The organism is Deinococcus koreensis, assembly GCF_002901445.1.
Taxonomy (GTDB): Bacteria; Deinococcota; Deinococci; order Deinococcales; family Deinococcaceae; genus Deinococcus; species Deinococcus koreensis.
This window is the reverse complement of sequence record NZ_PPPD01000001.1, coordinates 2,976,093-3,001,118: the sequence shown is the minus strand read 5'-3', so window position 1 is coordinate 3,001,118 and position 25,026 is coordinate 2,976,093. Positions and strand designations below refer to the sequence as shown.

General features: G+C 71.1%; 22 protein-coding genes. 17 read left to right on the top strand and 5 right to left on the bottom strand.

Annotated elements, in window-relative coordinates; all coding sequences use genetic code 11:
* Positions 1–13: 13 nt before the first annotated feature.
* From CVO96_RS14245 to CVO96_RS14210, 8 genes are all read left to right on the top strand, one after another.
* On the top strand, positions 14–1,162 hold the full coding sequence (locus tag CVO96_RS14245) for an NAD(P) transhydrogenase subunit alpha (RefSeq protein ID WP_103312799.1): 1,149 nt from the start codon (positions 14–16) through the stop codon (positions 1,160–1,162).
* A 1-nt stretch (position 1,163) separates the two neighbouring features.
* A complete protein-coding gene (locus CVO96_RS14240) occupies positions 1,164–1,487 on the top strand; it encodes an NAD(P) transhydrogenase subunit alpha part 2 (protein ID WP_103312798.1) in 324 nt (107 codons plus the stop codon).
* Positions 1,488–1,489: 2 nt separating this feature from the next.
* Positions 1,490–2,854, top strand: a complete 1,365-nt coding sequence (locus CVO96_RS14235; protein ID WP_103312797.1) for an NAD(P)(+) transhydrogenase (Re/Si-specific) subunit beta — start codon at positions 1,490–1,492, stop codon at positions 2,852–2,854.
* A 478-nt stretch (positions 2,855–3,332) separates the two neighbouring features.
* Complete coding sequence (locus tag CVO96_RS14230) at positions 3,333–4,679, top strand: S8 family serine peptidase (protein ID WP_103312796.1); 1,347 nt, start codon at positions 3,333–3,335, stop codon at positions 4,677–4,679.
* Positions 4,680–4,929: 250 nt separating this feature from the next.
* Positions 4,930–6,441, top strand: coding sequence for a DUF4127 family protein (locus CVO96_RS14225; protein WP_243398372.1), 1,512 nt, complete (start codon positions 4,930–4,932; stop codon positions 6,439–6,441).
* 31 nt (positions 6,442–6,472) lie between these two features.
* Positions 6,473–7,375 carry an ROK family protein gene (locus tag CVO96_RS14220; protein WP_279327011.1) on the top strand — a complete coding sequence of 301 codons (903 nt, stop codon included), beginning with the start codon at positions 6,473–6,475 and terminating at the stop codon, positions 7,373–7,375.
* Between the two features lie 75 nt (positions 7,376–7,450).
* Complete coding sequence (locus tag CVO96_RS14215; protein ID WP_103312795.1) at positions 7,451–8,173, top strand: alpha/beta fold hydrolase; 723 nt, start codon at positions 7,451–7,453, stop codon at positions 8,171–8,173.
* A gap of 262 nt (positions 8,174–8,435) precedes the next feature.
* Entirely contained in the window at positions 8,436–10,013 is a 1,578-nt protein-coding gene (locus CVO96_RS14210) for an L-glutamate gamma-semialdehyde dehydrogenase (protein WP_103312794.1), read from the top strand.
* A 13-nt stretch (positions 10,014–10,026) separates the two neighbouring features.
* Here CVO96_RS14210 and CVO96_RS14205 read toward each other — a convergent pair whose 3' ends face one another.
* The gene (locus CVO96_RS14205; RefSeq protein ID WP_103312793.1) at positions 10,027–10,377 is read right to left on the bottom strand and encodes a DUF4180 domain-containing protein; all 351 of its coding nucleotides are present in this window, start codon (positions 10,375–10,377) and stop codon (positions 10,027–10,029) included.
* A 42-nt stretch (positions 10,378–10,419) separates the two neighbouring features.
* Between CVO96_RS14205 and CVO96_RS14200 the strand changes: the two genes are divergently transcribed.
* The 3 genes from CVO96_RS14200 to CVO96_RS14190 are packed head-to-tail and all read left to right on the top strand — an operon-like array spanning position 10,420 to position 12,747.
* A complete protein-coding gene (locus tag CVO96_RS14200) occupies positions 10,420–10,935 on the top strand; it encodes a DinB family protein (protein ID WP_103312792.1) in 516 nt (171 codons plus the stop codon).
* Positions 10,929–11,399 (top strand): DinB family protein, encoded by a 471-nt coding sequence (locus CVO96_RS14195; RefSeq protein ID WP_103312791.1) that lies wholly within the window; start codon positions 10,929–10,931, stop codon positions 11,397–11,399. The genes CVO96_RS14200 and CVO96_RS14195 overlap by 7 nt, the downstream gene beginning before the upstream one ends.
* Before the next feature lie 43 nt (positions 11,400–11,442).
* Positions 11,443–12,747, top strand: a complete 1,305-nt coding sequence (locus tag CVO96_RS14190) for an aminotransferase family protein (RefSeq protein ID WP_103312790.1) — start codon at positions 11,443–11,445, stop codon at positions 12,745–12,747.
* Here the strand turns inward: CVO96_RS14190 and CVO96_RS14185 are convergent.
* Positions 12,739–13,512, bottom strand: a complete 774-nt coding sequence (locus CVO96_RS14185; protein ID WP_103312789.1) for a WecB/TagA/CpsF family glycosyltransferase — start codon at positions 13,510–13,512, stop codon at positions 12,739–12,741. The genes CVO96_RS14190 and CVO96_RS14185 overlap by 9 nt on opposite strands.
* Positions 13,513–13,639: 127 nt before the next feature.
* On the opposite strand from CVO96_RS14185, the gene CVO96_RS14180 reads away from it, so the two are divergent.
* Positions 13,640–14,314 carry a Crp/Fnr family transcriptional regulator gene (locus CVO96_RS14180; protein ID WP_103312788.1) on the top strand — a complete coding sequence of 225 codons (675 nt, stop codon included), beginning with the start codon at positions 13,640–13,642 and terminating at the stop codon, positions 14,312–14,314.
* A gap of 111 nt (positions 14,315–14,425) precedes the next feature.
* Positions 14,426–15,985 carry a bacillithiol biosynthesis cysteine-adding enzyme BshC gene (bshC, locus tag CVO96_RS14175; RefSeq protein ID WP_103312787.1) on the top strand — a complete coding sequence of 520 codons (1,560 nt, stop codon included), beginning with the start codon at positions 14,426–14,428 and terminating at the stop codon, positions 15,983–15,985.
* 62 nt (positions 15,986–16,047) lie between these two features.
* On the opposite strand, the gene ftsY is transcribed toward bshC, so the two are convergent.
* The 3 genes from ftsY to CVO96_RS14160 form a co-directional block, all read right to left on the bottom strand.
* Positions 16,048–17,004 carry a signal recognition particle-docking protein FtsY gene (ftsY, locus tag CVO96_RS14170; protein WP_103312786.1) on the bottom strand — a complete coding sequence of 319 codons (957 nt, stop codon included), beginning with the start codon at positions 17,002–17,004 and terminating at the stop codon, positions 16,048–16,050.
* A 124-nt stretch (positions 17,005–17,128) separates the two neighbouring features.
* Positions 17,129–17,383: a glutaredoxin family protein gene (locus CVO96_RS14165; RefSeq protein ID WP_103312785.1), complete on the bottom strand. Its 255-nt coding sequence runs from the start codon at positions 17,381–17,383 to the stop codon at positions 17,129–17,131.
* 6 nt (positions 17,384–17,389) lie between these two features.
* Positions 17,390–19,489, bottom strand: coding sequence for a protein kinase domain-containing protein (locus tag CVO96_RS14160; protein WP_103312784.1), 2,100 nt, complete (start codon positions 19,487–19,489; stop codon positions 17,390–17,392).
* Positions 19,490–19,960: 471 nt separating this feature from the next.
* On the opposite strand from CVO96_RS14160, the gene CVO96_RS14155 reads away from it, so the two are divergent.
* The 4 genes from CVO96_RS14155 (at position 19,961) to holA (ending at position 24,481) form a co-directional block, all read left to right on the top strand.
* Positions 19,961–21,820 carry a hypothetical protein gene (locus CVO96_RS14155; RefSeq protein ID WP_207795317.1) on the top strand — a complete coding sequence of 620 codons (1,860 nt, stop codon included), beginning with the start codon at positions 19,961–19,963 and terminating at the stop codon, positions 21,818–21,820.
* A 218-nt stretch (positions 21,821–22,038) separates the two neighbouring features.
* A complete protein-coding gene (locus tag CVO96_RS14150) occupies positions 22,039–22,572 on the top strand; it encodes a hypothetical protein (protein ID WP_165795306.1) in 534 nt (177 codons plus the stop codon).
* Positions 22,573–22,760: 188 nt separating this feature from the next.
* Positions 22,761–23,588, top strand: a complete 828-nt coding sequence (locus CVO96_RS14145; RefSeq protein WP_243398371.1) for a serine/threonine-protein kinase — start codon at positions 22,761–22,763, stop codon at positions 23,586–23,588.
* Positions 23,579–24,481, top strand: a complete 903-nt coding sequence (gene holA, locus CVO96_RS14140; protein ID WP_103312783.1) for a DNA polymerase III subunit delta — start codon at positions 23,579–23,581, stop codon at positions 24,479–24,481. Before CVO96_RS14145 ends, holA begins: the two co-directional genes overlap by 10 nt.
* Positions 24,482–25,026 lie beyond the last annotated feature (545 nt).

Sequence of the window (25,026 nt, the reverse complement as noted above, 5' to 3'; positions counted from 1 at the left end):
CCCAAGGAGATGCATGGCAGCAGTGATCGGAGTGGTCAGCAGCGCAGATCCGGCCGAACGCCGGGTGCCGCTCGTGCCGGACGTGGCCCGCAAGCTCAGCGCCCTGGGGGCCGGGATCGTGATGCAGCGCGGCGCCGCCCGGGGCGCCTGTCTGGGCGAGGCCGACTATCCCGAGGTGACCTGGGTGGACAGCGCTGCCGAGGTGCTGGCCCGCGCCGACGTGCTCTGGGTGGTCGATCCCCCGCCGGACGACCTGCTGGCGGGGCTCCGGCCCGGCACCGTGCTGATCGGCCTGCTTCAGCCCTACGCCAGTGCAGCGCGCGTCCAGCAGCTGCAGGAGCGGCAGGTCACCTCGTTCGCCCTGGAACTCCTGCCGCGCATCTCGCGTGCCCAGAGCATGGACATCCTCTCCTCGCAGGGGGCGGCGGCCGGCTACCAGTGCGCGGTGATCGCCGCCGCCCACTGCTCCAAGTTCTTTCCCATGCTGACCTACGCGGCGGGCACCATCCGGCCCGCCCGGGTGCTGGTGATCGGGGCCGGGGTGGCGGGCCTGCAGGCGATCGCCACGGCCCGGCGTCTGGGCGCCGTGGTGGAAGCCTACGACGTGCGGCCCGAGACCCGCGAGCAGGTGGAGTCGCTGGGCGCCAGGTTCGTGGACACCGGCGTGAGTGCGGTGGGCGCCGGCGGCTATGCCCGCGAACTGACCCCCGAGGAGCTGATCCAGCAGGCCGCGAAGCTGGCGCGGGCGGTGGCAGGCAGCGACGTCCTGATCACGACCGCCGCCATTCCGGGGCGCCGCGCCCCCGTGATCGTCACGGCCGCGATGGTCGCCGGGATGACTGCCGGGTCGGTCGTGGTGGATCTGGCCGCCGAGAGCGGGGGCAACGTGGAGGGCACGGTCGCCGGGCAGGAGGTGCAGGCCGGCGGGGTGCGCCTGCTGGGGCCGACGCACCTGCCCAGCCGGATGCCGGTGCACACCTCCGAGATGGTCGCGCGCAACCTGCTGAATTTCACCGCGCCGATGCTGCGGGAAGGAACCGTGCAGATCGACTGGGCCGACGAGGTGCTGGCCGGCACGGTCATGACCCACGCGGGCGAGGTTCGCCATGCCCAGGTGGGCCGCGCCCTGAACCTCCCCTCCCCGACCCTTCAGGAGCGCTGACATGCCGGAACTGTTCTACCTGTACATCTTCATGCTGGCCGCCTTCACCGGCTACGAGGTCATCGCGCGGGTGCCGGTGATCCTGCACACGCCGCTGATGTCCGGCTCGAATTTCGTGCACGGGGTGGTACTGGTGGGCGCGATGGTCGTGCTGGGCCACGCGCGGACGCCGGGCGAGCAGGCCATCGGCTTCTTCGCGGTGTTCCTGGGGGCCGCCAACGCCGCCGGGGGCTACGTGGTCACCGAGCGCATGCTGGCGATGTTCCGGCGCGACAAGCCCGTGGCCGCGCCCAGCCGTGAGTCCAGCCGCGAGGCCGTGAAATAGACATGCAGGTCGTCATCGATCTGGCGTATTTCGTGGTGGCCGTGCTGTTCATCCTGGGTCTGAAAGCCATGGCCTCGCCCGCCACGGCGCGGCGCGGCATCGTCTGGGCGGGGGTCGGCATGGTCATCGCCACCGGGGTGACCTTCCTGACCCCGGGGCTGCGGAACATCGGCCTGATGGGGCTGGCCATCGTGCTGGGCGGGGGAGTCGCCTGGTACCTGGGCCGGGCCGTGAAGATGACCGACATGCCGCAGATGGTCGCGGTCTACAACGGCATGGGGGGCGGGGCCGCCGCCGCCATCGCCGCGCTGGAGTTCGTGCGCGGTGGAGTCAGCGGCGTGACGGTCGCGGTGCTGGCGGTGCTGGGCTCGCTGATCGGCTCGGTGGCCTTCAGCGGCTCGATCGTGGCCTTCCTGAAGCTCCAGGGGCTGATGAAACGCACCTGGAAGCTCCCTTCTCAGAACCTTGCGAACGCCGCGCTGGCGCTGGCCGCGCTGATCCTGGGCGCCCTCATCGTGGCGAACGGTTCCACGCCGCTGCTGCTGGGAGTGTTCTTCGTGCTGGCGCTGACGCTGGGCGTGGTGCTCACGGTGCCCATCGGCGGGGCCGACATGCCGGTGGTGATCTCGCTGCTCAACGCCCTGACCGGGCTGGCGGTGGGCTTCGAGGGCTACGTGCTGGGCAATCCGGCGCTGATCATCGCGGGGATCGTGGTGGGGGCCTCGGGCACGCTGCTCACGCAGCTGATGGCGCGGGCCATGAACCGCCCTATCCGCAACATCATCTTCACGCCGATGACCGGGGAAGCGGTGGCGGGCGGCGGCGCGCAGGGCACCATGCGTGAGGTCAGCGCGCTGGACGCGGCCGCGATGATGCGCTACGCCCGCAAGGTGGTCGTGGTGCCGGGTTACGGCATGGCGGTGGCCGGCGCCCAGCACAAGGTGCGCGAGATGGGCAAGCTGCTGGAGGAAGCCGGCGTGGAGGTCAGGTACGCCATCCACCCGGTCGCCGGACGCATGCCCGGCCACATGAACGTGCTGCTGGCCGAGGCCGGCGTGCCCTACGACCAGATCTTCGACCTGGAGGAGATCAACGCCGACTTCCCCCTGACCGACGTGGCCCTGGTGATCGGCGCGAACGACGTGGTGAACCCGGTGGCCCGCCACGACAAGGGCAGTCCCATCTATGGCATGCCCATCCTCGACGCCGACCGGGCCGCCAGCGTGATCGTGATCAAGCGCGGCAAGGGCGCGGGCTACAGCGGTATCGAGAACGAGCTGTTCTTTCAGGAGAATACGTCCATGCTCTACGGCAGCGCCCAGCAGGCCATCGCGGACGTGGTGACCCAGCTCAAGACGATGGAGTAGCCCCCTTCCGGCTCGCCCTGCCCGGGATGGATCGGTCGGGGGGTAGAAATTCACGGGGAAGAACGCACGATCACCGGGCCCCGGTGAACGCGTCGAGGGCTTTTCAGGCACCCTGTTGTCGCGTCACAGGCCGGGCCGGTCGTCCGCGCCCATGACCCTCCGGCGCCCGCTGTCAGCTGCAGAACGGTGTGGTTGGAACGCGGCCCAGCCGACGTTGTCGGCCCTTCCTAGTCTCCGGGATCTGGATGGGCCGACGCCTGCGAAGTCACGGAGAACGCGCTATGTGACTCGAATGTGAACGGGCGGACGTTTGTCCCCGGATTCGTGAGGTTCTCCCCCATCCTGCCCCCCGATGGGGGCGTCTGTGGAGTGCGCTGGCGGTCACCTGAGAGTCACACACGCCGCTCACACTCAGGGGGTCGAAGCGGCTGGTTCGTGCCCTGATACGAATCCTGATTCTTCCCCGGAGGCAACGTAGATGAAAAAAGCTTCTCATCCAATCTCGTACATGGCGCTGGCCGTTCTGGCCATGGCCATGACGGCCTGTGGCGGCACCCCGGCCGTCACCCCCAGCCCTGAGGCGAGCCAGCCCACCACCCAGACGCTCAAGCTGGTCACCGTGCGGATCGGCGCCGGAGTCACCGAGGGCGCCTTGAAGGCCAGCGTGCCCGGCTCGGAAGTGCTGGTCTTCGACCACGCCACCAGCCGCGCGGTGCTGTCCGTGCCGGAAACCCGCGGCACCCTGCAGGCCGCCAGCCTGAACAGCCTCAGCCTCGGCGCGCTCGATGCCGGCGTGCTGGCGGTCGAGCCCAACGTGGTCGTCAGCGCCCCTGACGACGTGCAGGCCATGGGCATGACCACCTGGGCCGGCGGCGCGACCACCTGGGCCGGCGGCATGACCACCTGGGCCGGCGGCGCCCTGACCTGGGCCGGCGGCGCTTCGTTCCTCGACGCCAGCACCATGGCCGACGTACAGGCCTACTGGAACCGCCTGGAGCTGTCCAGGGCCCACACCCTGATGCCGGAGAAAGGCACCGGGATCAAGGTGGCCGTGATCGACACCGGCGTAGACCTGGCCCACCCGCTGCTCCAGAACAGCCTGGACACCACCCTCGACTGGGACTTCGTGGGCAACGATGATTCCCCGGCAGAAGAGACCGCCCTGGACTCCGGCAAATACGGCCACGGCACGGCCACGGTCGGGATCATCCTGCAGATGGCGCCGAACACCAAGATCCAGATGTACCGCGCCCTGAAGCCCGACGGCTCCGGAAGCATGGACAAGGTCGTCGCCGCCGTGAACAAGGCCGTCGCCAACGGCGCCCGCGTGATCAACATGTCGCTGGGCACCACCTCCGACTCGTCGGCCCTGAACACCGCGATCGCCGCGGCACTGGCCAAGGGGATCGTCGTGGTGAACTCGGTCGGCAACGCCGGCACCGAGGGCCTGCTGTACCCCAGCCGCAAGCTGGACTCGGCCTCCTTCGCGGCCACCAGCGGCCTGATCGGTGTGGGCAGTGTGACCAAGGATCTGAAGCGCTCCAGCTTCAGCCAGTACGCCCTGAACATGAGCCTGACCGCCCCCGGCGAACAGGTGCTGACCACCTACCCCGGCAGCAAGCTGATGCGCGCCACCGGCACCTCCTTCGCGGCCCCCGCCGTGACGGGCGCGGTCGCCCTGGCGATGTCCGCCGGCGTGACGAACGTGAGCACGCTGAGCACCGGCCTGCGCACGTCCGTAACTCCGAACCAGGACGTCACCTTCAACTCCAAGCTGGGCACCGGCACGCTGAACGTCGGCTCCTTCGCTGATCTGTACCGCTGAGGCCTCTATGCAGAATGTGACGATTTCCCAGTCTGTCCGCCCAGCGACGCATCTCCCGATTCAGATGCCCCGCCCCGGCGCTCCCCTCTCCGAAACCCTCCAGGCTGGCAGCCGCGGGATCTGGAAAGACACCCGCAGTAAGCCCCTCGCCGCCTGAACACCCACCCCTTTGCACCGGCCCCACCCCTCACCGGGTGGGGTTTTTCGTGCCCGGGGGGAGACCGGAAAGCCCGTGCCGTAGGCTGAGGGGGTGCCGCCCATCCGCCGTCTGCTGCTGATTCCCCCGGATACCCGCCCCCCGACCCTGGAACTGCCCGCGTCGCTGGCCCGCATGACCGGCGTGGAGGTGGGGGTGCCGCCCGCCCGCGCCCTGCCGGCGTTCTTCACCCCCGGCGACACCGACGCGCTCAGGGCCTGGCTGCTGAAGATGGTGGCCGGCGCCGACGCGCTGGTCGTGTGCCTGGAGACGCTGTGCCTGGGGGGCATGATCCCGGCCCGCCGGGTCTCGGATTCGCTGGAGGTCGCCCTGGAGAGGCTGAAGGTGCTGCGTGAGGTCAAGGAGCGGCGTCCCGGGCTGCAGATCTCCGCCTTCGGGGTGATCGTGCGGGTGGCGCACGACAACGATCCACACGAGGAGAAACCCTACTACGGCCAGTGGGGCCGGGAGCTGCGTGCCTACAGCGCGGCCTTCGACCGCCTCGCCCGGCACGGAGAGAGCGAGCGGGGCGCCCTGGACGCCGCCCGCGCCGCCCTGCCGGCAGACATTCTGGCCGACTGGCTGGGCACCCGCGAACGCAACCGGGCCCTGCATCTGGAAGCCCTGAACCTGCTCGCCGAGGGCGTGCTCGGCCACCTGTGCCTGACGCTGGACGACACCACCCCCTACGGGCTGGCCGCCTACGACCGCCGGCTGCTGGAGGCCCGCGCCGACGAGCTGGGGGTCTGGGAGCGGCTGGACATCTATCCGGGGGCCGACGAGGTGCCCTGCGCGCTGATCGCCCGCGCCCTGCGCCCCGGCCCGCACCGGGTCTGGGTGCGCTACAGCGGCCTGGGTGGAGCGGAGACCGAGATGCTGTACGAGGATCGGCCCGCCGGGGAACTCGTGCGCGCCCACCTGCGGGCCGCCGGCTGCGTGCCGGCCGAGACGCCGGACGGGGCGGACTTCGTGCTGGCGGTGAACACGCCGGGACTGAGGCAGGCCCACCGGCAACCGGACTTCGCCACGGTGGACACGCCCCACCGCCACCTGCCCGCCTTCGTGGACGCGCTCCGGGCCGAACTGGAGGCCCACCGAAGGGTCAGTCTGGCCGATATCGCCTACCCGAACGGCGCCGAGAGCCGGCTCTGGACGATGCTCCAGGGGCTGCCACTGGCCCGGCTGGCCGGGTTCAGCGCCTGGAACACGGCGGGCAACACGCTGGGCACGGCGGTCGCCTTCGGCGTCCTGGCGCCGCTGGTGACCGACCGGGCCGCCCACGCCGGGGCGCTGTTCGCCCGCATGGTCGACGACGTGCTGTACCAGTCCTGGGCCCGGTACGCGGTGCGAGACCGTCTGAGCGATCCCAGCCCCTTCGACCTGGGGCCGCAGCGGGAGGCCGCCGAGACGCTGCTGCGGGAGCTGATCACGCCGCGGATCCAGGCGCTGTGGGAGCGGCACTTCGCGGGCCAGGGCCTGGGGCTGGAACTGGGCCCGCCCCATCTGGCCTGGCCCCGGCTGTTCACCGGCGTCTTTCCGCTCACCGTGACTGCGGATCGAGGGTGACCGGGGGCGCCGGCTGAGCCACAATGCGTCCGTGACCCCGGACGACACTTCCCCCGCCCTGCTGGCCCTGGATCTGGGGGGCACCTCCATGCGCGCCGCCCTGGTTCGCGGCGGGCAGATCCTGCGCCGTCTGGAGGCCCCGACGCCCAAACCCTCGACCCCGGACGCCGTGCTGCCCGCGCTGGTCGAGCTGGCCGCCCCGCTGGCGCCCCTGGCCTCGGCGCTGGGGGTCGCCTGCGCGGGCGCGGTGGCGGGGGGCCGGGTCACCGCCACCGCCACGCACACCTTTCCGGGCTGGGTGAACATCGGGCTGGCACAGGCGCTGGAAACGGGCCTGGGACTGCCCTGCCGCGCCCTGAACGACGCGCGGGCGGCGGCCTGGGGCGAATATGCCGCCGGAGCCGGGCGGGGTTCGTCCGAGTTCATGTTCATCACGGTCAGCACCGGGGTGGGGGCGGGGCTGGTGCTGGGGGGAAGGCTGCACCTGGCGGGCAACGGGCTGGACGCCGAGCTGGGCTTCGTCTCGGTGCCGTCGGCGTGGGGAGCGGGAGGGGCCGTGCCCCCGCTGGGTGCCCTGGGCCCGCTGGAGTTCGAGACCAGCGGCACCGCCCTGAACGCGCGGGCGCAGGCCCTGGGCTTCCCCGGCGCCCGCGCCCTGTGTGACGCCGCCGAGGCCGGAGACCGGCAGGCCGACGCCGCGTATGCGCGCTCGGCCGCCCTGATCGCCTGGAAGGTGGCGGACGTCGCGGCGCTGCTGGGCGTGACGCGGGTCGCGCTGGGCGGCTCGGTGGGCCTGCGGGACGGCTACCTCGCGCGGGTGCGGGAGAGCCTGGGCTGCTTCCCGGCGCGTTACCGCCCCGATGTGGTGCACGCCGAGCTGGGCGCCGACGCGGGCCTGATCGGCGCGGCGCTGTGGGCCCTGGCGGACGTTTGAGGAGATGGTCTTCGTGCCAGCCCGAGGCCCACCGGTTACCATCGGGTCAACACGTTCCGCAACAGGAGGACGGTCATGTCGACGTATGTGCTGCTGCATGGTGGCTGGTCTGGCGGCTGGGTCTGGCAGCAGGTGGCCGACGATCTGCGGGCCCACGGGCACCGGGTGTTCACCCCCACCCTGAGCGGCTATGGCGAGCGCTCGCACCTGCTCTCGCCCTCCATCACCCTGACCACTCTGGTAGACGATGTCATCAACGTCCTGGCCTGGGAGGAATTGGAGGGCGTGGCGCTGATCGCCCATAGCCTGAACGGCGCCGTGGCCCAGGCGGTCGCCGCCCGGGTTCCCCAGCGCCTCTCGCACCTCGTCCTGCTCGACGCGTTTCTGGTGCGTGACGGAGAGAGCACCGCCGACACCTTTGATTCCGCTTACACGGCTGGAATTCAGCAGTGGGTGGACGCCGCCGGTGAAGGCTGGTTCGTCCCGCGCCTGGAGCCCGCAGAGGACAGCGTCGATGCGCGGGAGGCGCGGGGCCGTCATACCGCCTTTCCCTGGCGGCCCTATCTGGAGCCGGTGAAACTGGGGGGCCTCTCCTCGCCCACAGTCGCCCGAACCTACATACTATGCACGGATCGGGAAGACTCGCCGGTAGACACCGCGATCCTGGCGTCGGCGCAGCGGGCCAGGGCGGACGGCTGGAATGTACTGGAGTTCCCTTCAGGCCATGTGCCCATGTGGACGGCGCCTCAGCACCTGAGCCAGCTCTTCCAAGCGCTGGCAGCCGGAGCACAGTCCTGAAACCTGCACGCGCCCCTGCCTGACGGGGGGTGAGTGCCGGGTGGTGGGGACATGGCTGCCGGGTGTGGGGGCCAGCGTCCTTCAGAGGGGGTGAGGCGCGAGCCACCGTGGTCGTCCCGGGTTCGCCTGGCATTTGTAAGGTCACGGGCTTCGCCGGACGATCCAAACACCGCAGAGGGGATCGGGGATTTGCCGTCTGACAGCGCCTCTTTCTGCGTCCCGCCGGGCATGTTAGGCTCGCGCGAGAGACAAGGAGAGACCCATGACGGACACCCTGATGGCGGGGCTGTTGCCCTTTGAACACGAGCCGTACCACGCCTTTTCCGACCCCGCGGTGGAGGGGCGGCAGCGCGCCGCGTTCCGGATGGTGCGCGAACAGTACCTGGGCCGCACCTTCCCGATGATCCTGAACGGCGAGCGGGTCGAGACGGCCGAGACCACCGACGTCCGCAACCCCGCCGATACCCGCGAGGTCGTGTGGCGCTTCCCGAAGGCCACGCCCGAGCATCTGGAGACCGCCATCCAGGGGGCGAAGGCGGCGTTCGAGGACTGGAAGGACAGCGATCCCCTGCAGCGGGTGAGCATCTTCAAGCGGGCGGCCGAGCTGCTGCGGGCGCGCCGCCTGGAATTCAACGCCGTGATGACCCTGGAGAACGGCAAGAACTGGGCCGAGGCCGACGGCGAGGTGGCCGAGAGCGTCGATCACTTCGAGGTTTTCGCCCGCGAGACGCTGCGCTGGTCTCAGGGCAAGGCCGTGTATCCCATGCCGGACGAGCACGTCACGACCGTGTACGAGCCGCTGGGCGTGGTGGTCTGCATCAGCCCCTGGAATTTTCCCAGCGCGATCCCGCTGGGCATGGCGCTGGGGGCCATCGCGGCCGGCAACACCGTGGTCTGGAAGCCCGCTCCCGAGACGCCGCTGTCGAGCTTCCTGCTGGTCGAGCTGCTGTTCGAGGCCGGGCTGCCCAGAAACGTGATCCAGTTCATCACCGGCACGAACGACGTGCTGGGCGATCCGCTGGTCGACCACAGGGACGTGCGGATGGTCGCCTTCACGGGCAGCCGCGCGGTCGGCTGCCGCATCTACGAGCGCGCGGCGAGGGTGCAGCCGGGCCAGCGCTGGCTCAAGCGCGTCGTGGCCGAGATGGGCGGCAAGGATCCCACGGTGGTGTGTGCCGACGCCGATCTGGACGCCGCCGCGCACGGCATCGTGCAGTCGGCCTTCGGGTACAGCGGCCAGAAGTGCTCGGCCTGCTCCCGCGTGATCGTCGAGGACGCCGTGTACGACGCGGTGCTGAACAAGGTCGTGGCCCTGACCCGCGAGCTGAAAGGGGGATTGCCCGAGGAGAACGCCGCGCTGGGGCCGGTCATCCACGAGCGCAGCGCCGAGCGGATCATGGAGTACGTGGAGCGGGGCCGGGGCACGGCGCGGCTGGTGCTGGGCGGCGACCGCCCGGACACCGGGGGGCGCACCGGCGGCTTCCTCAACCCCACCATCTTCGCCGATGTCGAGCCGGGCGACCCGCTGTTTCAGGAGGAGATCTTCGGGCCGGTGCTGGCGTTCAGCCGGGCGCAGAGCTGGGAGCACGCCATCGACCTCGCCAACGACTCCCAGTATGGCCTGACCGCCGCCTTCTACAGCCGCGACCCGCACAAGCTGGCCGAGGCCAGGAAGCGCATCCACGTGGGCAACCTGTACCTGAACCGCAAGTGCACGGGCGCCCTGAGCGGCACGCACGCCTTCGGCGGCTACGGCATGAGCGGCACCAACGCCAAGGTGGGCGGCCCGGACTACCTGTTCTGGTTCCTGCAGACGAAGACGGTGGCGCAGAAGTATTAGGGAGTACTAGGGATCAGCGGCCCGCCACGGTCTCCAGCCAGGCGCGGGCCTCCGCCTCAGTGTGAACGAAGCGCACCTGCCCATGCCGGGTGTGTTCGGAGGCCAGTTCGGAGAAGCGCTCGCCGTAAGCCGAGAAGTCCTCGACCACCAGCGCCGTCGGAACGCGGTGGTTCACCAGCTTCTGGAACAGTTCGCCCGCCACGCCGCTGCCCAGCCGGAAGAACGCCGGGCCGAGGTCGGTCTCCAGCAGCAGCAGCCCGTCCGAGCCGTACGCGGCGCCCAGCAGCTCCGGAACGTCCGTGACGCTGTCGACGCGAAGCCCATGGTGGGCCGCGCTGTAGATGTCAGGTTGATGATCCGTCAACGCACCCACCCCCTGGTTCCGACTTCTGTAACACTACCTCCCATGACTGACGCCGCCATGAACGATCCAGACCGCGCCCAGCGTGCCCAGCTGGCCCTGGCCCGCCTGCTGCCCAAGCTGTTCCGGGGCGGGCAGGCCTTCGTAGGGGTGGAGGCCAGCCTGAGCGGCCTGGACGGCGAGCAGGCCGTGACCCGCCCGGCGGGGCTGCCGCACTCGGTGGCGGAACTCACCGCCCACGTGAACTGGTGGAACCGCTGGATGCTGGACATCATCGAGATGGGCGAGGCCCAGCCCTACCCGAAACGCGCCGCCGACACCTGGCCGCCCGTGCAGGCCGGCGACTGGGGGCGCGTCCGCAACGAGTTCTACGAGCTGCTCTCGCGCGTGGACACGCACGCCGCCCGGCCGGATCTGGCCAACCCGGTCAACCACGAGGAGACGATCGGCGAGCTGCTGGCCGACTTCGCGCTGCACACCGCCCACCACTTTGGGCAGATCGTGACGGTCAGGCAGGCGCTGGGGGCCTGGCCGCCTCCGGGGGGCGGCGACACGTGGTAGGCGAGGTCATCGGCAGGGCCGTGGGCAACCTGTTTCTGGGGGGGCCGGCCAATGTCTCCTGGGAGCGGGCGCTGGAGGGCCTGGGCGCCGAGGACGCCATGCGGGTGCCTGCCGCCCTTCCCCACTCGGCGGCGCAGATCGTGGCGCACGTGCAGTTCTGGCAGGCCTGGCTGCTGGGCGTGATCGCCGGGAACGATCCGGCCCCCCCCGAGCACGCCAGTGGCGGCTGGCCGGAACCAGGGGAGTGGGAGGCACTCAGGGCCACCTTCCTGCGGGACTCGGCCGCACTGCGGGAGCGCGCCAGGGATGAAGGCTTCGTCCAGACGCTCGACCGCCAGGGCCGCCCCCATGGCGTGACGCTCAGCAACTTCGCCGGCCACAGCATCTATCACCTGGGGCAGGTCGTGTCGGTGCGCCGGGCGCTGGGGCTCTGGCCCCCGCCGGGCGGCGGCGACACGTGGTAGCCCTCTCCCACTGACTCCACTCCCACCCACTTCAAGGACTCCCATGTCGAACGTGTTCTACCGCTCCAGCAAGCCCTACCCCACCGCCGTGCGTGGCGAGGGCGTGTACCTCTACGACGACCAGGGCCACCGGCTGCTGGACGGCTCCTCCGGCGCGCTGGTCGCCAATGTCGGGCACGGCCGGGCAGCGGTGGCCGAGGCGATGGCGGCGCAGGCCCGGGGGCTGGCCTTCGTGCACGGCTCGCAGTTCACCAGCGAGGTGCTGGAGACGTATGCCACGCGCCTCGCCCACTTCCTGGGCCTGCCGGACTTCCGCTTCTGGGCGGTCTCCGGCGGCTCGGAGGCGAACGAGAGCGCGATCAAGCTGGCGCGGCAGTACCACGTCGAGCGGGGCGAGACGGGCCGCTTCAAGGTGATCACGCGCCTGCCCAGCTACCACGGGGCCTCGCTGGGGGCGCTGGCGGCGTCGGGCATGGGCGCGCGGCGCGAGCTGTACACGCCGCTGATGAATCCGGACGCCTGGCCTAAGATGCCCCGGCCTGACCCCGCTCTTGCGGGAGCAGAGGACGCCGAGCGGCTGCGGGCGGTGATCGAGGCTGCCGGGCCGGAGACGGTCGCCGCCTTCATGTGCGAGCCGGTGGTCGGGGCCTCGGACGCCGGGCTGGCGCCGGCCGACGGGTATCACGCTAGGGTCGCCGCCATCTGCCGGGAGTACGGCGTGCTGTTCATCGCCGACGAGGTCATGAGCGGCATGGGCCGCTGCGGCGCGCCGCTGGCCGTGCGGCTGGGCGGCCCTCATCCGCAGGGAGACGTGACTCCGGACATCGTGGTGCTGGGCAAGGGGCTTGCGGCCGGCTACGCGCCCCTGGCGGGCCTGATGGCGGGTGGAGAGGTCTACGACACGGTCATGCAGGGCAGCGGCGCCTTCAAGCACGGCTTCACCTACGCCGGGCATCCGGTCAGCGTGGCGGCGGGCCTGAGCGTGCTGGACATCGTGGAGGGCGAGGGGCTGGGCGAGGCCGCCCGGACGCGGGGGGCTCAGCTGCTGACCGGGCTCCAGGCGCTGAAAGCCCGTCATCCCAGGGTGCTGGAGGTGCGCGGGCACGGGCTCCTGCTGGGCGTGGTGCTGGGCGACCCGGCCACCGGGGAGGCCGACCCCACCCCCGGGGTGGCCGAGCGGGTGGCGGCGGCGGCGCGTGAATGCGGCCTGATCACCTACCCCGGCTCCGGCGCGCACGACGGGCGGCGCGGCGATCACCTGCTGCTGGGGCCGCCGCTGAGCATCAGCGAGGCCGAGGTGGCCGAGATGCTGGACATGCTGGACGCCGCGCTGACCGCCTCAGGCTGAGCCTGACCCGTCCCTCGCTCTGGGGCGGCGCTTCTCGGCCTGCACCATCTGGACGAACTGCAGCAGCCGGGGGGCGCGGCCCCAGCGCTTGCGGTCGCCCACTACGCGCCAGATCCACTCGACCCCGGCCCGGCGTGTCCAGTCGGGGGCCAGCTGCGCCGAGCCGGCCAGTACGTCCAGCACGCCGCCGCAGCCGATCATCACGGGCACGCCGATGACCTGCCGCCAGTACTGGTTGAAGGTCTCCTGGCGCCGCGCGCCCATGGCAGTGAGCAGCAGGTGGGCCCCGCTGGCGGCGACGAGTTCGGCCACGCGCTGATCTTCGTCCAGATCGAAATAGCCGTGGTGGGTGCCCGCCACCTGGATGCCGTGGTCGCGCGCCGCGTTCTGCGCGGCGAGTTCGGCCACGCCGGGTTTGGAGCCCAGGAAGAACACCCGCAGCTCGGCCCCGTGCCGCTCCATGAGTCCCTTCACGATGTCGAAGCCGGGCGCACGGGGCACCTCGGTCTGATGGAGCTGCCGGGCCGCCCAGACGATACCCACGCCATCGGCGGTGACCAGATCGGCGGACTGGATGGCCCGCACGAAATCGGGCTGGGTCTGGCACTGCACGATGAATTCCGGGTTCAGCGTGACCACGGTGTGGGCGGCGCGCGGGCCGCCGAACATCCAGCCACTCAGTCGGTCGAGGGTCTGGGGCAGGGAAATCACGTCGAGCGGCAGGTCGAAGAGCGACAGGCGCGGGGAGTCAGGCGGGGCGCTCATGCTGCACGGATTGTAATGCGCGGCGCAGGGGGCGTGCCCGGGGTCGGCAGTCCTGATGTCCGGCGGGCAGCGGGGTGGACGGACAGAGCCACCGCCCGCAGGCCACAGGTGCGGCATACTGCTACGCATGTTGCCCGGAGCGTTTGGTGCATTGCCTGCAGACGCGCAGGCGCAACTTCTCGCCGCTGGCAGGGTAGGCCGCTGGAGTCGGGGGGGGCTGCTGTTCCATCCGGCGGACGCGGCCGAGACGCTGTTCGTGCTGATGCGCGGGTCGGTTCGCCTCTACCGGCTCGGCAGCGGCGCCCGCGAGGTCACGCTGGACGTGCATGGGCCGGGGGCGCTGCTGGGCGTGTCCAGCCTCACGCCCGGCGAGACCTACGGCATGTACGCCGAGGCCATGGACGACGCCGAGGCCCTGCAGCTCGGTCAGGACGTGCTGGGGCGGCTGCGGCGCTCGCAACCCCCCGTCGCGGTCGCGCTCGGCGAGCAGCTGACGCGGCAGACGCGCGGCGTGCAGGAACGGCTCTCGGGGCTGGTCTTCCTGGAGGTCTCGCAGCGCCTGGCCCTGGCCCTGCTCAGCCTCGCCGAGCGCGAGGGCGAGTGGCCGCCGGGCGGCGCGCTGGCGCTCAAGGACCGGGTGTCGCACCAGGACCTCGCCCACGTGGTCGGCAGCACCCGCGAGACCATCACCAAGCTGCTGGGCGACTTCCGCACGCGCGGCCTGCTGGACATCGGCTACCGCCGCATCGTGCTCACGGACCGCGACGGCCTGCTGCGCGCCACCCAGGAGCCGCTGAGGTAGAGAGGGGCGGCCTGAAACAGCGCCGGGAATGCAGTCTTGACCGGCCGGTTTGAATAGTTTGGGACGATCGTCCGGGCGCTCTGCCCGGAAGCGGGAAGGGAAGGGAACGACATGGCGCGGAGTGTGGCAGCGGAATTTCAGGCAGGGGGGCTCGGCGAATTCTTCCGCCTGCCGCATGGGGAACTGGACGGGGCCCGGACGCGCTCTCCCCGACCGGAGCTGGACCACACAGCGCTGGCCGAGGCCCTGCGGGCCTACCACGCGGATCTGGGCACGCTGGACGCCTCCGTGGAGTTCCTCCTGACCCGTCTGGCGCATCCCGCCTCGCGCGTGGTTGTGACCGGGCAACAGGCGGGCGCCCTGAGTGGCCCGGCCTATTCCGTCCACAAGGGTGCCGACGCCGCCCTGCTGGCCCGCCGGCTGGACACGGAAGACGCCCCGGTGGTGGCGGTCTACTGGGTCGCCAGCCAGGATCACGACGCCGCCGAGGTCGCCTCGACCACCCTGCTCGACCATGCCGAGACCCTGCACCACCTGAGCTTCGACCTGCCCCAGGGCCGGCCCATCGGGCGCGTCTCGTGGCAGGGCGAGTGGACGGCGCAGGCGATGGCGCTGCTCGACAGGTTCGAGGCCCCCCCAGAGCACGTCCAGAGAGTCCGGGCCCGGATCGAGCAGGCGGTGCGGGCCGGCGGCAGCTACGCCGACGTGTTCGCCCGCCTGATCCACAGCCTGCTCTCGCCCGCCGGGCTGCTCGTGCTCGACCCCCTGCACCCCGCCCTGGCGCGCCTGATGGCGCCCGCCCTGGCGCGGGAACTGGATGACCCGCTGGCCTCCTCGGCACGCATCGAGGACGCGGCGCGGCGGCTGGAGGGGGCCGGCTTCACGCCCCAGCTGCGCCGCCCGGCCGGCGCGACCAACCTCTTTCTCGAGGAAGACGATGGGGGACGGCGCCTGCTCAGGGTGGAGGGGGGCCGCTTCCAGACCGAGACAAGGATCTACAGCGCGGCCGACCTCCGGAGCGTGCTGGAGGGCGACCCCAGCCGGATCACGCCGGCGGCCGGACTGAGGCCGATCATCCAGGACACGCTGCTGCCCACGCTGGCCTTCGTGGTGGGGCCCGGCGAGATCGCCTACGGCGCGCAGCTGCGCGAGGTCTATCCGCTGCATGGCCTGGAACAGCCGCTGCTGTGGCCCCGCCTAAGCGTGACCTGGCTGGAGCCCAACGTGGCGCGGCTCCTTCGCCGCCTGGGCGCCAGCGCGGCGCAGCTGCAGGCCGACCCGGAGGGCGTGCTGGGCCGCGCCCTGGCCCGCGAGCGGCAGGCCGGAGCGCTGGCCGACGGCGTGCTGGACAGCCTGAGCAGACAGTTCGAGACCCTGAGCAGCGAGCTGGCGGCCCTCGATCCCACGCTGGTCGGCGCGGCCGAGCGCACCCGCACGCGCAGCCTCGCCCGCCTGAGCCACCTGCAGACCCTGGCGACCCGCGCCCTGGCCCGCCAGGAGGACGACCGCAGCGGACAGCTGGGCCGCCTCAGGGCCCACCTGCTCCCGGGCGGCGTGCCCCAGGAGCGCGAGATGAACTTCCTGACCTTCCTGCTCAAGCACGGCGACACGCCGCTGGAGCTGCTGCTGGGGCTGGAGCCCGGCTGGCGCGGCGAGCTGGTGATTCCGTAGGCTGTGAGCTATGAGCTCTGAAGGTTCAAAGCCCATAGCTCAGAGCTCATAGCCCCTCCCCTTCAGCTCTTCGGAATATTCACATCGAACAGCGCCCGCACGAACTCCTGACTGTCGAAGGGCTGCAGGTCGCCGGGCTGCTCGCCCACACCGATGAACTTGATGGGCACTCCCAGCTCGCGCACGATCGGCACCAGGATGCCGCCCTTGGAGGTGCCGTCCAGCTTGGTGACGACCACGCCGGTCAGCGGGGTGGACTCGTGGAACTTCTTGGCCTGCTGAAGTCCGTTCTGGCCGGTCACGGCGTCCAGCACCAGCCAGACCTCGGCGGGCTCGCCCGGATCGGCCTTCTCGATCACGCGGCGCACCTTTTTCAGCTCTTCCATCAGGTTGTGCTTGGTGTGCAGCCTCCCGGCGGTGTCCACGAACAGCAGATCCGTCCCGCGCGAGGTGCGGGCGCTGGCGGCGTCGAAGGCCACGGCGGCGGGGTCGCCTCCCTCCAGGCCCTGGATCACCGGCACGCCCAGTCGCTCGCCCCACTCGCCCAGCTGCGCCCCGGCCGCCGCACGGAAGGTGTCGCCGGCCGCGAACATCACGCTCTTGCCGCGCGTCATGTAGTACTGGCCCAGCTTGGCGATGGTCGTGGTCTTCCCCACCCCGTTCACGCCGATCACCATGACGACGTGGCCCTGCGGATCGACCGTCTTGCGGCGGGCGTCCGGGGCGAAGCCCAGCTTGCGGAATTCGGCGCGCCTCGCGTCGGGCTCCAGCTGCAGGGTCAGGGCGTCCATCAGCGCGTCCTGAAGGTTCTTACCCTCGGCGCGGCGCACGTCGGCCAGGATCTCCTCGGTGGCGGCCCTGCCCACGTCGGCGGCGATCAGGGCGTATTCCAGATCCTCGATGGTGTCCAGGCGGTTGGTCAGGACATCGCGCACGTCGCTGCCGAGGAAGCCGGCGGTGTCGTTGATCTGCTTGCGGGTCTTGCTCAGGCCGTCGCGCAGGCGTTCGAGCCAGCTCACGGCTGGGCCTGCCAGAACTGGGCCTGCCGGAAGTGGGGGCTGGGGTGGATCGTCATGGCCTCACCATAGCGCCCAGCCCGAATCCCGGCCAGGACGTATCTGATGGGCGGCTGGGCGCAGGTCGTCAGGACGCCGGCTGCTCGCGCAGCAGCAGCAGCTTCAGCCCGCTCAGGCGCCCCCGGCCCAGCACGCCTTTGGCCAGCACCCGCTCGCCGTGGGCCAGTACCGGCACGTCGTCCCCGAAGCGCTCGCGCAGCGCCGGGTCGCCGTCCACGTTCACCGCCCGGTAGCGGAACTCCAGTCCCCGCAGGTGCTCCTCGGCCTGAACGCACAGGTGGCAGCCGGGGCGGGTGTAGAGGGTCAGCTCGGGCAGCGGCATGGCGGCTCAGGCGAGGGCGCTGTGGGCGATCTGCGAGCGCTGCAGGATCGACATGGCCAGCACCGGGGCGTACATGTCGGTCTGGGTGATCAGGTCGCCCACGTTGCTGAAGGTTCGCAGCACCTGGCCGCCCTGGCGCACGGCGAAGATCTGGCCCTCGGGGCCGACCTCGATCAGCCAGGGCGCGTCGGTGGGTTCGCCCACCAGGGTCTCCAGCGCGAAGGTCACGCCGGGGGTGCCGTCGGCCTCGATCTTGCGGAGCTTGCGGGCCACGCCGTCCACGATGTACACCGCGCCGAAGCTGTCCACGCCCAGGCCGTCGAGCTGGCGCAGGTTCTCGGAGGTGCGGTCGAGCCGGAAGGCGTAGCGGCTGACATACTCGCCCTGCGTGGTAAAGCGCTGCACCTCGTTGTTGCCGGTGTCGAGCACATAGATATGCCCGTCGGGCGAGGCCACGATGGAGCGCGGTTTCTCGAAGCGGCCCAGGCCCTGTCCCTGCCCGCCGAACTTCCGCACGAAGCGGCCCTGCATGTCGTACACCACGACGTGGTGGGCCTCGGCGTCCAGCACGTAGACGTGGCCCTGCGCGACCGCGATATCGACCGGCTGCAGCAGCTCGCCTTCCGAGAGTCCGTAGGCCCCGAAGCTGAGCAGCTCACGGCCGTCCGGATTGAGCTTGCGCACCAGCGCACCGGCCTTGCCCTGGCGGTACTCCTGCATGGTGATGTACAGGTTTCCGTCCTGGTCGCCGGCCACGGCGTTGGGGGCGCTGGGCAGTCCCGAGGTCGCGCCGCCCTGGTCGCGCAGGCTGATCCGCAGCTTGCCGCGCAGGTCGAGCAGGCGCAGGGTGCCGCGCTTCTCGCCCACGCTCAGGGCCAGGGCGACCGGATCGTTGAACACCTCGTCGCTCATCACGCCGGCGTCGATGCGGGCGATCACGTCGTCCAGGGTGGGGCGCTGGGCGGGGTCTTTCTCGATCATGTGCAGGATCAGGTCGTTGAGCTTGCCCGGCACCTCCAGCTTGACCTGCTTGGGGGGCTTGGGCGATTCGAAGACCTGCTGGTGTACCACGGCCTCGTAGGAGCCGCGGAAGGCGGTCTGGCCGGTGACCATCTCGTAGGCCAGCAATCCCAGCGAGTACATGTCGCTGCGGGCGTCCACGCGGTTGCCCTTGGCCTGCTCGGGGGCCATGTAGATGGGCGTGCCGACCCGCGCGCCGGTCATGGTCAGGCGGGTCAGCACTTTGCCCACGGCGATGCCGAAGTCCATCAGCTTCACGCCGCCCTCGCGCAGCTGCCCGTCCACGAAGGCGTTTTTCAGCACCATCACGTTGGCGGGCTTGATGTCGCGGTGAACCACGTTCTGCATGTGGATGTGCCGCAGGGCGTCGGCCAGCGCGCGGATCACCTGCACGCTCTCGCTGAAGGTCATGGCACGGCTCTCCAGCAGGCCCTCCAGCGAGTCGCCGTCGAGGAATTCCATGGCGATGTAGTGCTCGGGGGTCTGCATCCGGTAGTCGTAGACCCGCACGATGTTGGCGTGGTTGAAGCGCTTGAGCACCTCGGCCTCGCGGTAGAAGCGCTTGACGAACTTGGCGTCGGCCAGGTACTTCTCCTGCGGCACCTTGAGGGCCACGATCCGGCCGTCCTGGCGCCGGCGGGCGCGGAACACCGAGCCCATGCCGCCGACCCCGATCCGGTCGAGCACCTCGTAATCCTGAAAGCGCAGTTCGGTCGCCGTCTGAGAAATCGTGGAACGGCGGGTCGGCGGCACCGGGGTGGCCGTGCGCTGCATCCGCACGGGCCTGGGTGCGGGCCGCGCGCGGCCCCGGCGCTTCACGGCGCCCTGCGTGGCGCGGCCCAGCGCGAAGGGCGCCGTAGCCAGGATCACCGCCCCGACCGCCAGCAGGCCCTGCACCCGGGTCAGCCCGGCCAGCGTGACGTGATCCGGGCCTCCCTGGTGGGGCACCCCCAGCGCCAGCGCGCACAGCGTCAGCACCAGGATCAGCGTGGCCACCGCCGCGACGATGCTCAGCACCCGCTCCGGCGCCCGCACCGAGATCAGCAGGCCCACCACGAACAGGGCCGTCAGCAGGAGCGGGGTCATTCTCGACCTCCCGCCGGGCGGTGAGGGGTGCGGGGAGGCGAACTCATTGTCCCCAGTTATACCTGAGTGCCCTTGCGGCAAACTTACAGTGGGGGCGCGCCGCGGGCGATCCGGCGGGGCAGCGGGCCCCTGGTTCCGCGCCGCCGCCCCCTGCCGCTGCTCCTCCCGACCCGGCCTGCGAGGCGCCCTCCAGTCGTCCGGCAGGGCAGTCTCCGCGCCCCGGGCCAGCCAGGAACCACTCGCAAGAGGGCCGGGCGAGGGCCGGGACGACGTGCCAGATGCGATGCGAACGGCGCCCCGGTAGGTTCGTGGCCCCTGCGCCCGAGCCGGCGCTGTTCCGATCTGGCCCCCCACCTTCAGAGAGGATTCTGTGCGAGACCCTGGCGCATACTGGGCGGCAATGCGCCGCGTTGCCCTCTCCGCCCCGGCACAGCTGCCCAGGCTGTGCCCGTCTACCGGCGGACTCAGACCATGATGCCCTGGACGGAACTGGTGGAACTGTTCGAATACAAGGTCGCCGACGTGCTGGAGGGCCGCCAGCCCCGTGGGGGCAAGCGGTCGCTCGCCGACCTCCGCAGCGAGCTGCTGGCCGCGCCGCTGGAGCCGCCGCTGCAACGCCGCCTGGCGGTGGCCGACCGGCTGTTCCGGGCCTTCACGAAGACCGGTCAGGCGCCCCACCCGGCCCGGCCGCCGGCCCCCAGCTTTCCGGCGCCCGCGAGCTGGCAGGCGCCCATCACGGTCAATCCCGAGGAGGCGCTGGCCTGGGACGAACTCCAGCGGCTGTCGTGGCACGACCGGGTGCTCGAGGGCGTGCAGGCGCTGACCTCGCAGTGGACGCAGGAACTGAACCTGCTGACCATGCGGGTGCTGTACACCGCCGTCGAGAACGCCGAACGCCTGCTGCACCCCAGCCAGGAGCGGCTGACCGTGCCGGCCGCCAGCGACCCGCTGGTCAACCTGCTCGACCGCTCGGTGGTGCAGGAGCTGACCCAGACCCTGGCCAACCTGCTGCTGGCCCAGGGCGGCGAGGGGCGCCTGCGGGCAGCCCTCTCGGAACTGCACGAGACGCCCTTTCCCCGCCACGCCGACGAGGACGTGCTGGCCTCCCGCATCGCCGCCGTGGAGCGCGAACGCCGCACGGCCGAGGAGCGGGAGTCGCTGATCCGCGCCCTGCAGGAGCAGTACCCGCTGCCCCGTGACCCGCGCGACCGGCCCGCCATCCGCGAAGCGGTGAAGGCCCTGGCACAGAAGCTGGAGCCCCTGCTGAGCAGCGCCCCGCGCCCCAGCCAGGGCACCGTGCCGGCCCACAGCATCCTGTACGCCGCGCAGCCCGACCTGGCCCAGGCCGCCCCGGACGACTCGGCCGATGAGCTGATGCTGTTCCTGCAAGGCGGACAGGCCGTGCAGTGGCGGGGGCTGGACTGGCGCTGGCAGTACATCTCGCCCAACTGGCAGCTGCAGGCGGGCTCACAGGTGCTTCTGCTGCGCCCGAAAGACGCCGCGGCGGCCCGCCACGTGCTGATCGACGGCCCGCACGGCAAGTTCAAGGCCTTCCTCAGCGGCGCGTACCTGCTGCTGCGCGCGGAGATTTCCCCGCAGGAGGAGCTGGGCCGCCGCGCCGCCCTGGGCCGGGCCGTCTCGGTGCTGCTCGATCCCTCCGGGGACTACGCCTACCTGCGGCTGGCCCGTGCGACCGCCCAGCTCCTGCGAGACGGCCGGGTCGAGGCCCGCACCCTCGGCGCCCGCAGCGCCGACCGCTACAAGGTGGCCTCGCAAGACGCCCTGCTGAATTTCGCGCGCAAGGGGGTGGGCGCGCTGCTCTCGCGTCTGGCGGCGCTTTCCCCCGACGCCACGGCCCTGAAGGTGCTGGAGGCGGGCCGGGCCATCGCGGTCGACGACGAGCGGGCCACGCGCCTGAGCGGGGCGCTGCACCGCGCGCAGTTCCAGCCGGAGACCCTGCCCAGCCCGGTCTCGGCCACCCACGTCGAGCTGCCCATGAACGGCGTGTTCGTGAGCCTGCTCGTGCCGGACGAACCCCTGACGCTGCTGGTGGGGGCCCGCGCGGTGACCCTGCGCCACGACTTCCAGGGCCGGCTGGCGGCCGTCATTCCCGGTCACGCCGCGCAGTACCTCCAGGATCTGCTGGTGCTGCGTCTGCCCGACCTGTGCATCGTGCTGGCCCGCCACGGCCGCTGGCTGGCGGCGGCCGCCAGTTTCGACGATCCCGAACCCGACGCCAGCTCCAGACATCCCACCCTCTTCGTCGGCCCCCTGACCGACTCCGCGCCCGGCGGCCACGACCTGAGCCGCAGCGACCTGGACGGCCCCTGAACAGACCGGGACAGACGGGCACAGGGCACGAGGCACGGGACACCACGTGGCGCGGTGCACAGGCAGGGGCGACCGGAACCCTCGTCCAGCATTCCGCCAGACGTGTGTTCACCTCCGCCCCATCTTCCCGCCGACTGACCCCCAGGTGACGCCGGGCGCACGATCCTCATGCCTGACTCATGAGCAGGTAGGAATAGGCCGTTAGGGTTGACAGCGACATGATCCGTACCCCCCTGATCCCGACGCTGCTGGCCACTGCCCTCCTGGGCACGGCCCTCGGTGCGCCCGTGAAGCTGGGGGCTCTTCCCCTTTCTGTGGAGCCCAACGCTAAATTGCTGACGCTCAGCTCGGCCGGTATCCGTACCGCCTTCCCCTCTGCGGCAGGCCGGCCCGACGCGGTGTTCATGACCGAAGACCGCAAGGTCAGCGTGGCCTTCGAGTGGCGCGGCAGCAAACTGGCCGTGAACGAGATCGAGAAGCTGGTGGCGCAGTTCCCGGCGGTGATCCGCTCCCAGGTGCCCAACGTCAAGACGTTGAAGGCCAGCCTGCTGCAGCTGGGCGGCGCCCCCTGGGCCCAGTTCGTGTTCACCACTCCCCCCAGCCAGAGCCAGGGCGACGACCTGCGCCGCGAACTGCTCGTGACCAGCCTGGGGGGCCGGATGCTGGTGCTCACCATCGCCGGCAACATGAAGGACTATTCGCGCAACGAGGCCGTGGTGCGTACCCTGACGAACAGTGTCCGCCTGAACTGAGACGGGGAGGGATCGTGGGGCTGGCTGAGCTGCTTCGCTCGCCCGGCCCACTGCCCTGTCATGGTGTCCAGCAGACCCGCGCCCCGGCTGACCGCTTCGAGCTGGATCCCCCTGCCATCACAACGAATGGTCGCCCTCCGCTCACGAACGGGCGTGAATATTCATGAAAGAATCGCCGCAGTGAAACCGTGCAGGAATTAAAAGACAACCCGACTCTGGCAGCCCGGCAGGCCATCAGCGAGCAGTCCGGGGTGCGCTGCGAGGCCGCGCTCTGGCAGGGGCGCCCGGTCTTCGTCAAAACGCTGGGCATCGACGACCCGGACGCCCTGGCACGCTTTCAGCACGAGGGCCGGGTCGCCGCCTCGCTGTCCCATCCGCAGATCGTCTCCCCCATCGCTGCGTCGGAGACCCAGCTGATCTTTCCCTTCGTCGAGGGCGGCACCCTGCGCGAGTGCCTGATGACGGGCGCCCTGAGCCCCGCTCAGGCCACCGAGGTCGCGCTGGGGGTGCTGAACGCCGTGAGCTACCTGCACGCCCAGGGAGTCACCCACCACGACCTGAAGCCCGAGAACGTGCTGCTGGCCGATGGAGAGCCGGGTTTCTGGAACGTGCGGGTGGTGGACTTCGGCATGAGCCATTCGCGCCAGCTGCCGCTCGACATCCACAGCGGCACCCGCATGGGCACCCCGCATTTCATGGCCCCCGAGCAGTTCCGGGGCGTGCGCGGCGACGCCCGCAGCGACCTGTATTCGGTGGGGGTGCTGCTGTTCGACTGTCTGGCCGGCCATCCCCCCTTTGAAGACGCCCTGGGCTGGCTGGCCGGGCTGAACCAGACCCTGGCCCCCCTGCCCGGCCCCGTCGCCCTCCACGCGATCCTGACCAGCACCCTGGCCCGAGATCCGGCGCTGCGCCCGGCGAGCGCCAACGAGCTGCGCTTCCAGCTCTGTCAGGCCCGCCAGCAGCTGGGCCTGGGGCGGGTGGCCGACCGCTTTCCAGACGTCTCCCCATGCCCCTGATCGCCTTCACGGGCCATCCCTTCCTGGCCGAGGAGACTCTGCGGCGCACCCTGAGCCAGCGCGGGCTGTCGGCCCCCGAGCTGCCCCGGCTGGCCGCCGAGGAGGTGAGCGCGGAGGGGCTGCGGCCCCACCTCTCGCCGGGCCTCTTCGGCGACGGCGGGGTGATCGTGGATCTGGCCGGCGCCAAGGCCGACAAGGCGCTGCTCGATCTGCTGGCCGGCGCGCCGGTGACCGTGGCCGTACTGGACGAGGCCCCGAACGCGACCCGCCTGAAGCTCTACGAGGCGCGGGGCGAGGTGATTCCCACGGCCAGCCCCGCGCGGCCCGGCGACGTGATCGGCTGGGTGATCGCGCGGGCCAGGGCCATGCGCCTGCCGCTCGACAAGGACGCGGCGGGCTACCTGGCCGAGGTGTTCGGCCTGGATCTCGCGGGCATCGCCAGTGAGCTGACCAAGCTGGAACTGCTGTACGGCCCGCACACCCGCGAGCAGGTGAGCCGGGTGGTGGGCCGCGAGCCGCCGGGCGACAGCTTCGCCATGCTGGGCGCCGCCACCGCCGGGCGGCCGGGCGAGGCCGTGACGCAGCTGCGCCGGCTGATGCTCTCGGGCGAAGACCCCTTCCGGCTCCTGGGCGCGGTGGTCTGGCAGTACAGCCTGGTGGCGCGGTGCGTGGCCCTGCTGCAGGAGGAGGGCCGCGTGACCGAGACGGCGGCGGCGCAGCGGCTGGGCGTCAAACCGTTCCCGGCCAAGAAGGCGCTGGAGGTGGCCCGCCGCCTGAACGAGGGCAAGATCCGCGCTCACCTGGGGCGCATTCTGGACGCCGATCTGGCCATGAAGCGCGGCCTCGACCCCTCCGTGACCCTGGAACGGCTGATCGTGCAGCTCAGCCTGTAACGCCACGGGGATGGAGTCTCTTGCGCCGGGGCGAGCGCGCCGAGATGACGATTGATCTCCGCGTGACGGTCGACGATCCGGAGGCCGCCGCCTGCAGGGGGGCCATCCCACAGCTGGGTGGTGGCCTGACAGGTCGACCGGGCCGCGGCCTGCTGCTGCCTGCTCGACCGTGATCCTCGCATCTGGCCCGACGATGACGTGGGCTGGCCGCGGCGCCGCTGGACTGGGCCGCCGGAGAAGCGGCGCGGCGTGGCCGGCCCACGCTGGGGCTGGACACTGCGACGGATCGCCCCAAACTGCGCGCCCTGTACGAACGCCTGGGGTTTGAGGCGGTGGGATCGCGCGAGATGCTGGACTTCGCCGTGACCCTGTACCAGTTGCAGGTCTGATTTCTGGGCGCCCTGGAATCAGCGCGCCAGATGCGGAGCCGGCAGCGGCGGCAGCGCAACAGCCTGCATCCCGCCTCCTCGACACCGCACCCCGGTGCGATGAGGCGGCCCAGGTTCGGGATCTTCCCCTGAGCCGCCACTCTGGCCTGGTGGGCG

Excerpts from the sequence above, each read along its gene's own strand:
- CVO96_RS14150 (WP_165795306.1), top strand. The coding sequence starts at position 22,039 with ATGATCCGTACCCCCCTGATCCCGACGCTGCTGGCCACTGCCCTCCTG.
- CVO96_RS14190 (WP_103312790.1), top strand. The coding sequence starts at position 11,443 with ATGTCGAACGTGTTCTACCGCTCCAGCAAGCCCTACCCCACCGCCGTG.
- CVO96_RS14230 (WP_103312796.1), top strand. The coding sequence starts at position 3,333 with ATGAAAAAAGCTTCTCATCCAATCTCGTACATGGCGCTGGCCGTTCTG.
- bshC (WP_103312787.1), top strand. The coding sequence starts at position 14,426 with ATGGCGCGGAGTGTGGCAGCGGAATTTCAGGCAGGGGGGCTCGGCGAA.
- CVO96_RS14160 (WP_103312784.1), bottom strand. The coding sequence starts at position 19,489 with ATGACCCCGCTCCTGCTGACGGCCCTGTTCGTGGTGGGCCTGCTGATC.
- CVO96_RS14210 (WP_103312794.1), top strand. The coding sequence starts at position 8,436 with ATGACGGACACCCTGATGGCGGGGCTGTTGCCCTTTGAACACGAGCCG.
- CVO96_RS14245 (WP_103312799.1), top strand. The coding sequence starts at position 14 with ATGGCAGCAGTGATCGGAGTGGTCAGCAGCGCAGATCCGGCCGAACGC.
- CVO96_RS14235 (WP_103312797.1), top strand. The coding sequence starts at position 1,490 with ATGCAGGTCGTCATCGATCTGGCGTATTTCGTGGTGGCCGTGCTGTTC.
- CVO96_RS14240 (WP_103312798.1), top strand. The coding sequence starts at position 1,164 with ATGCCGGAACTGTTCTACCTGTACATCTTCATGCTGGCCGCCTTCACC.
- CVO96_RS14200 (WP_103312792.1), top strand. The coding sequence starts at position 10,420 with ATGACTGACGCCGCCATGAACGATCCAGACCGCGCCCAGCGTGCCCAG.
- CVO96_RS14185 (WP_103312789.1), bottom strand. The coding sequence starts at position 13,512 with ATGAGCGCCCCGCCTGACTCCCCGCGCCTGTCGCTCTTCGACCTGCCG.
- CVO96_RS14155 (WP_207795317.1), top strand. The coding sequence starts at position 19,961 with ATGATGCCCTGGACGGAACTGGTGGAACTGTTCGAATACAAGGTCGCC.
- holA (WP_103312783.1), top strand. The coding sequence starts at position 23,579 with ATGCCCCTGATCGCCTTCACGGGCCATCCCTTCCTGGCCGAGGAGACT.
- CVO96_RS14180 (WP_103312788.1), top strand. The coding sequence starts at position 13,640 with ATGTTGCCCGGAGCGTTTGGTGCATTGCCTGCAGACGCGCAGGCGCAA.
- CVO96_RS14165 (WP_103312785.1), bottom strand. The coding sequence starts at position 17,383 with ATGCCGCTGCCCGAGCTGACCCTCTACACCCGCCCCGGCTGCCACCTG.
- CVO96_RS14215 (WP_103312795.1), top strand. The coding sequence starts at position 7,451 with ATGTCGACGTATGTGCTGCTGCATGGTGGCTGGTCTGGCGGCTGGGTC.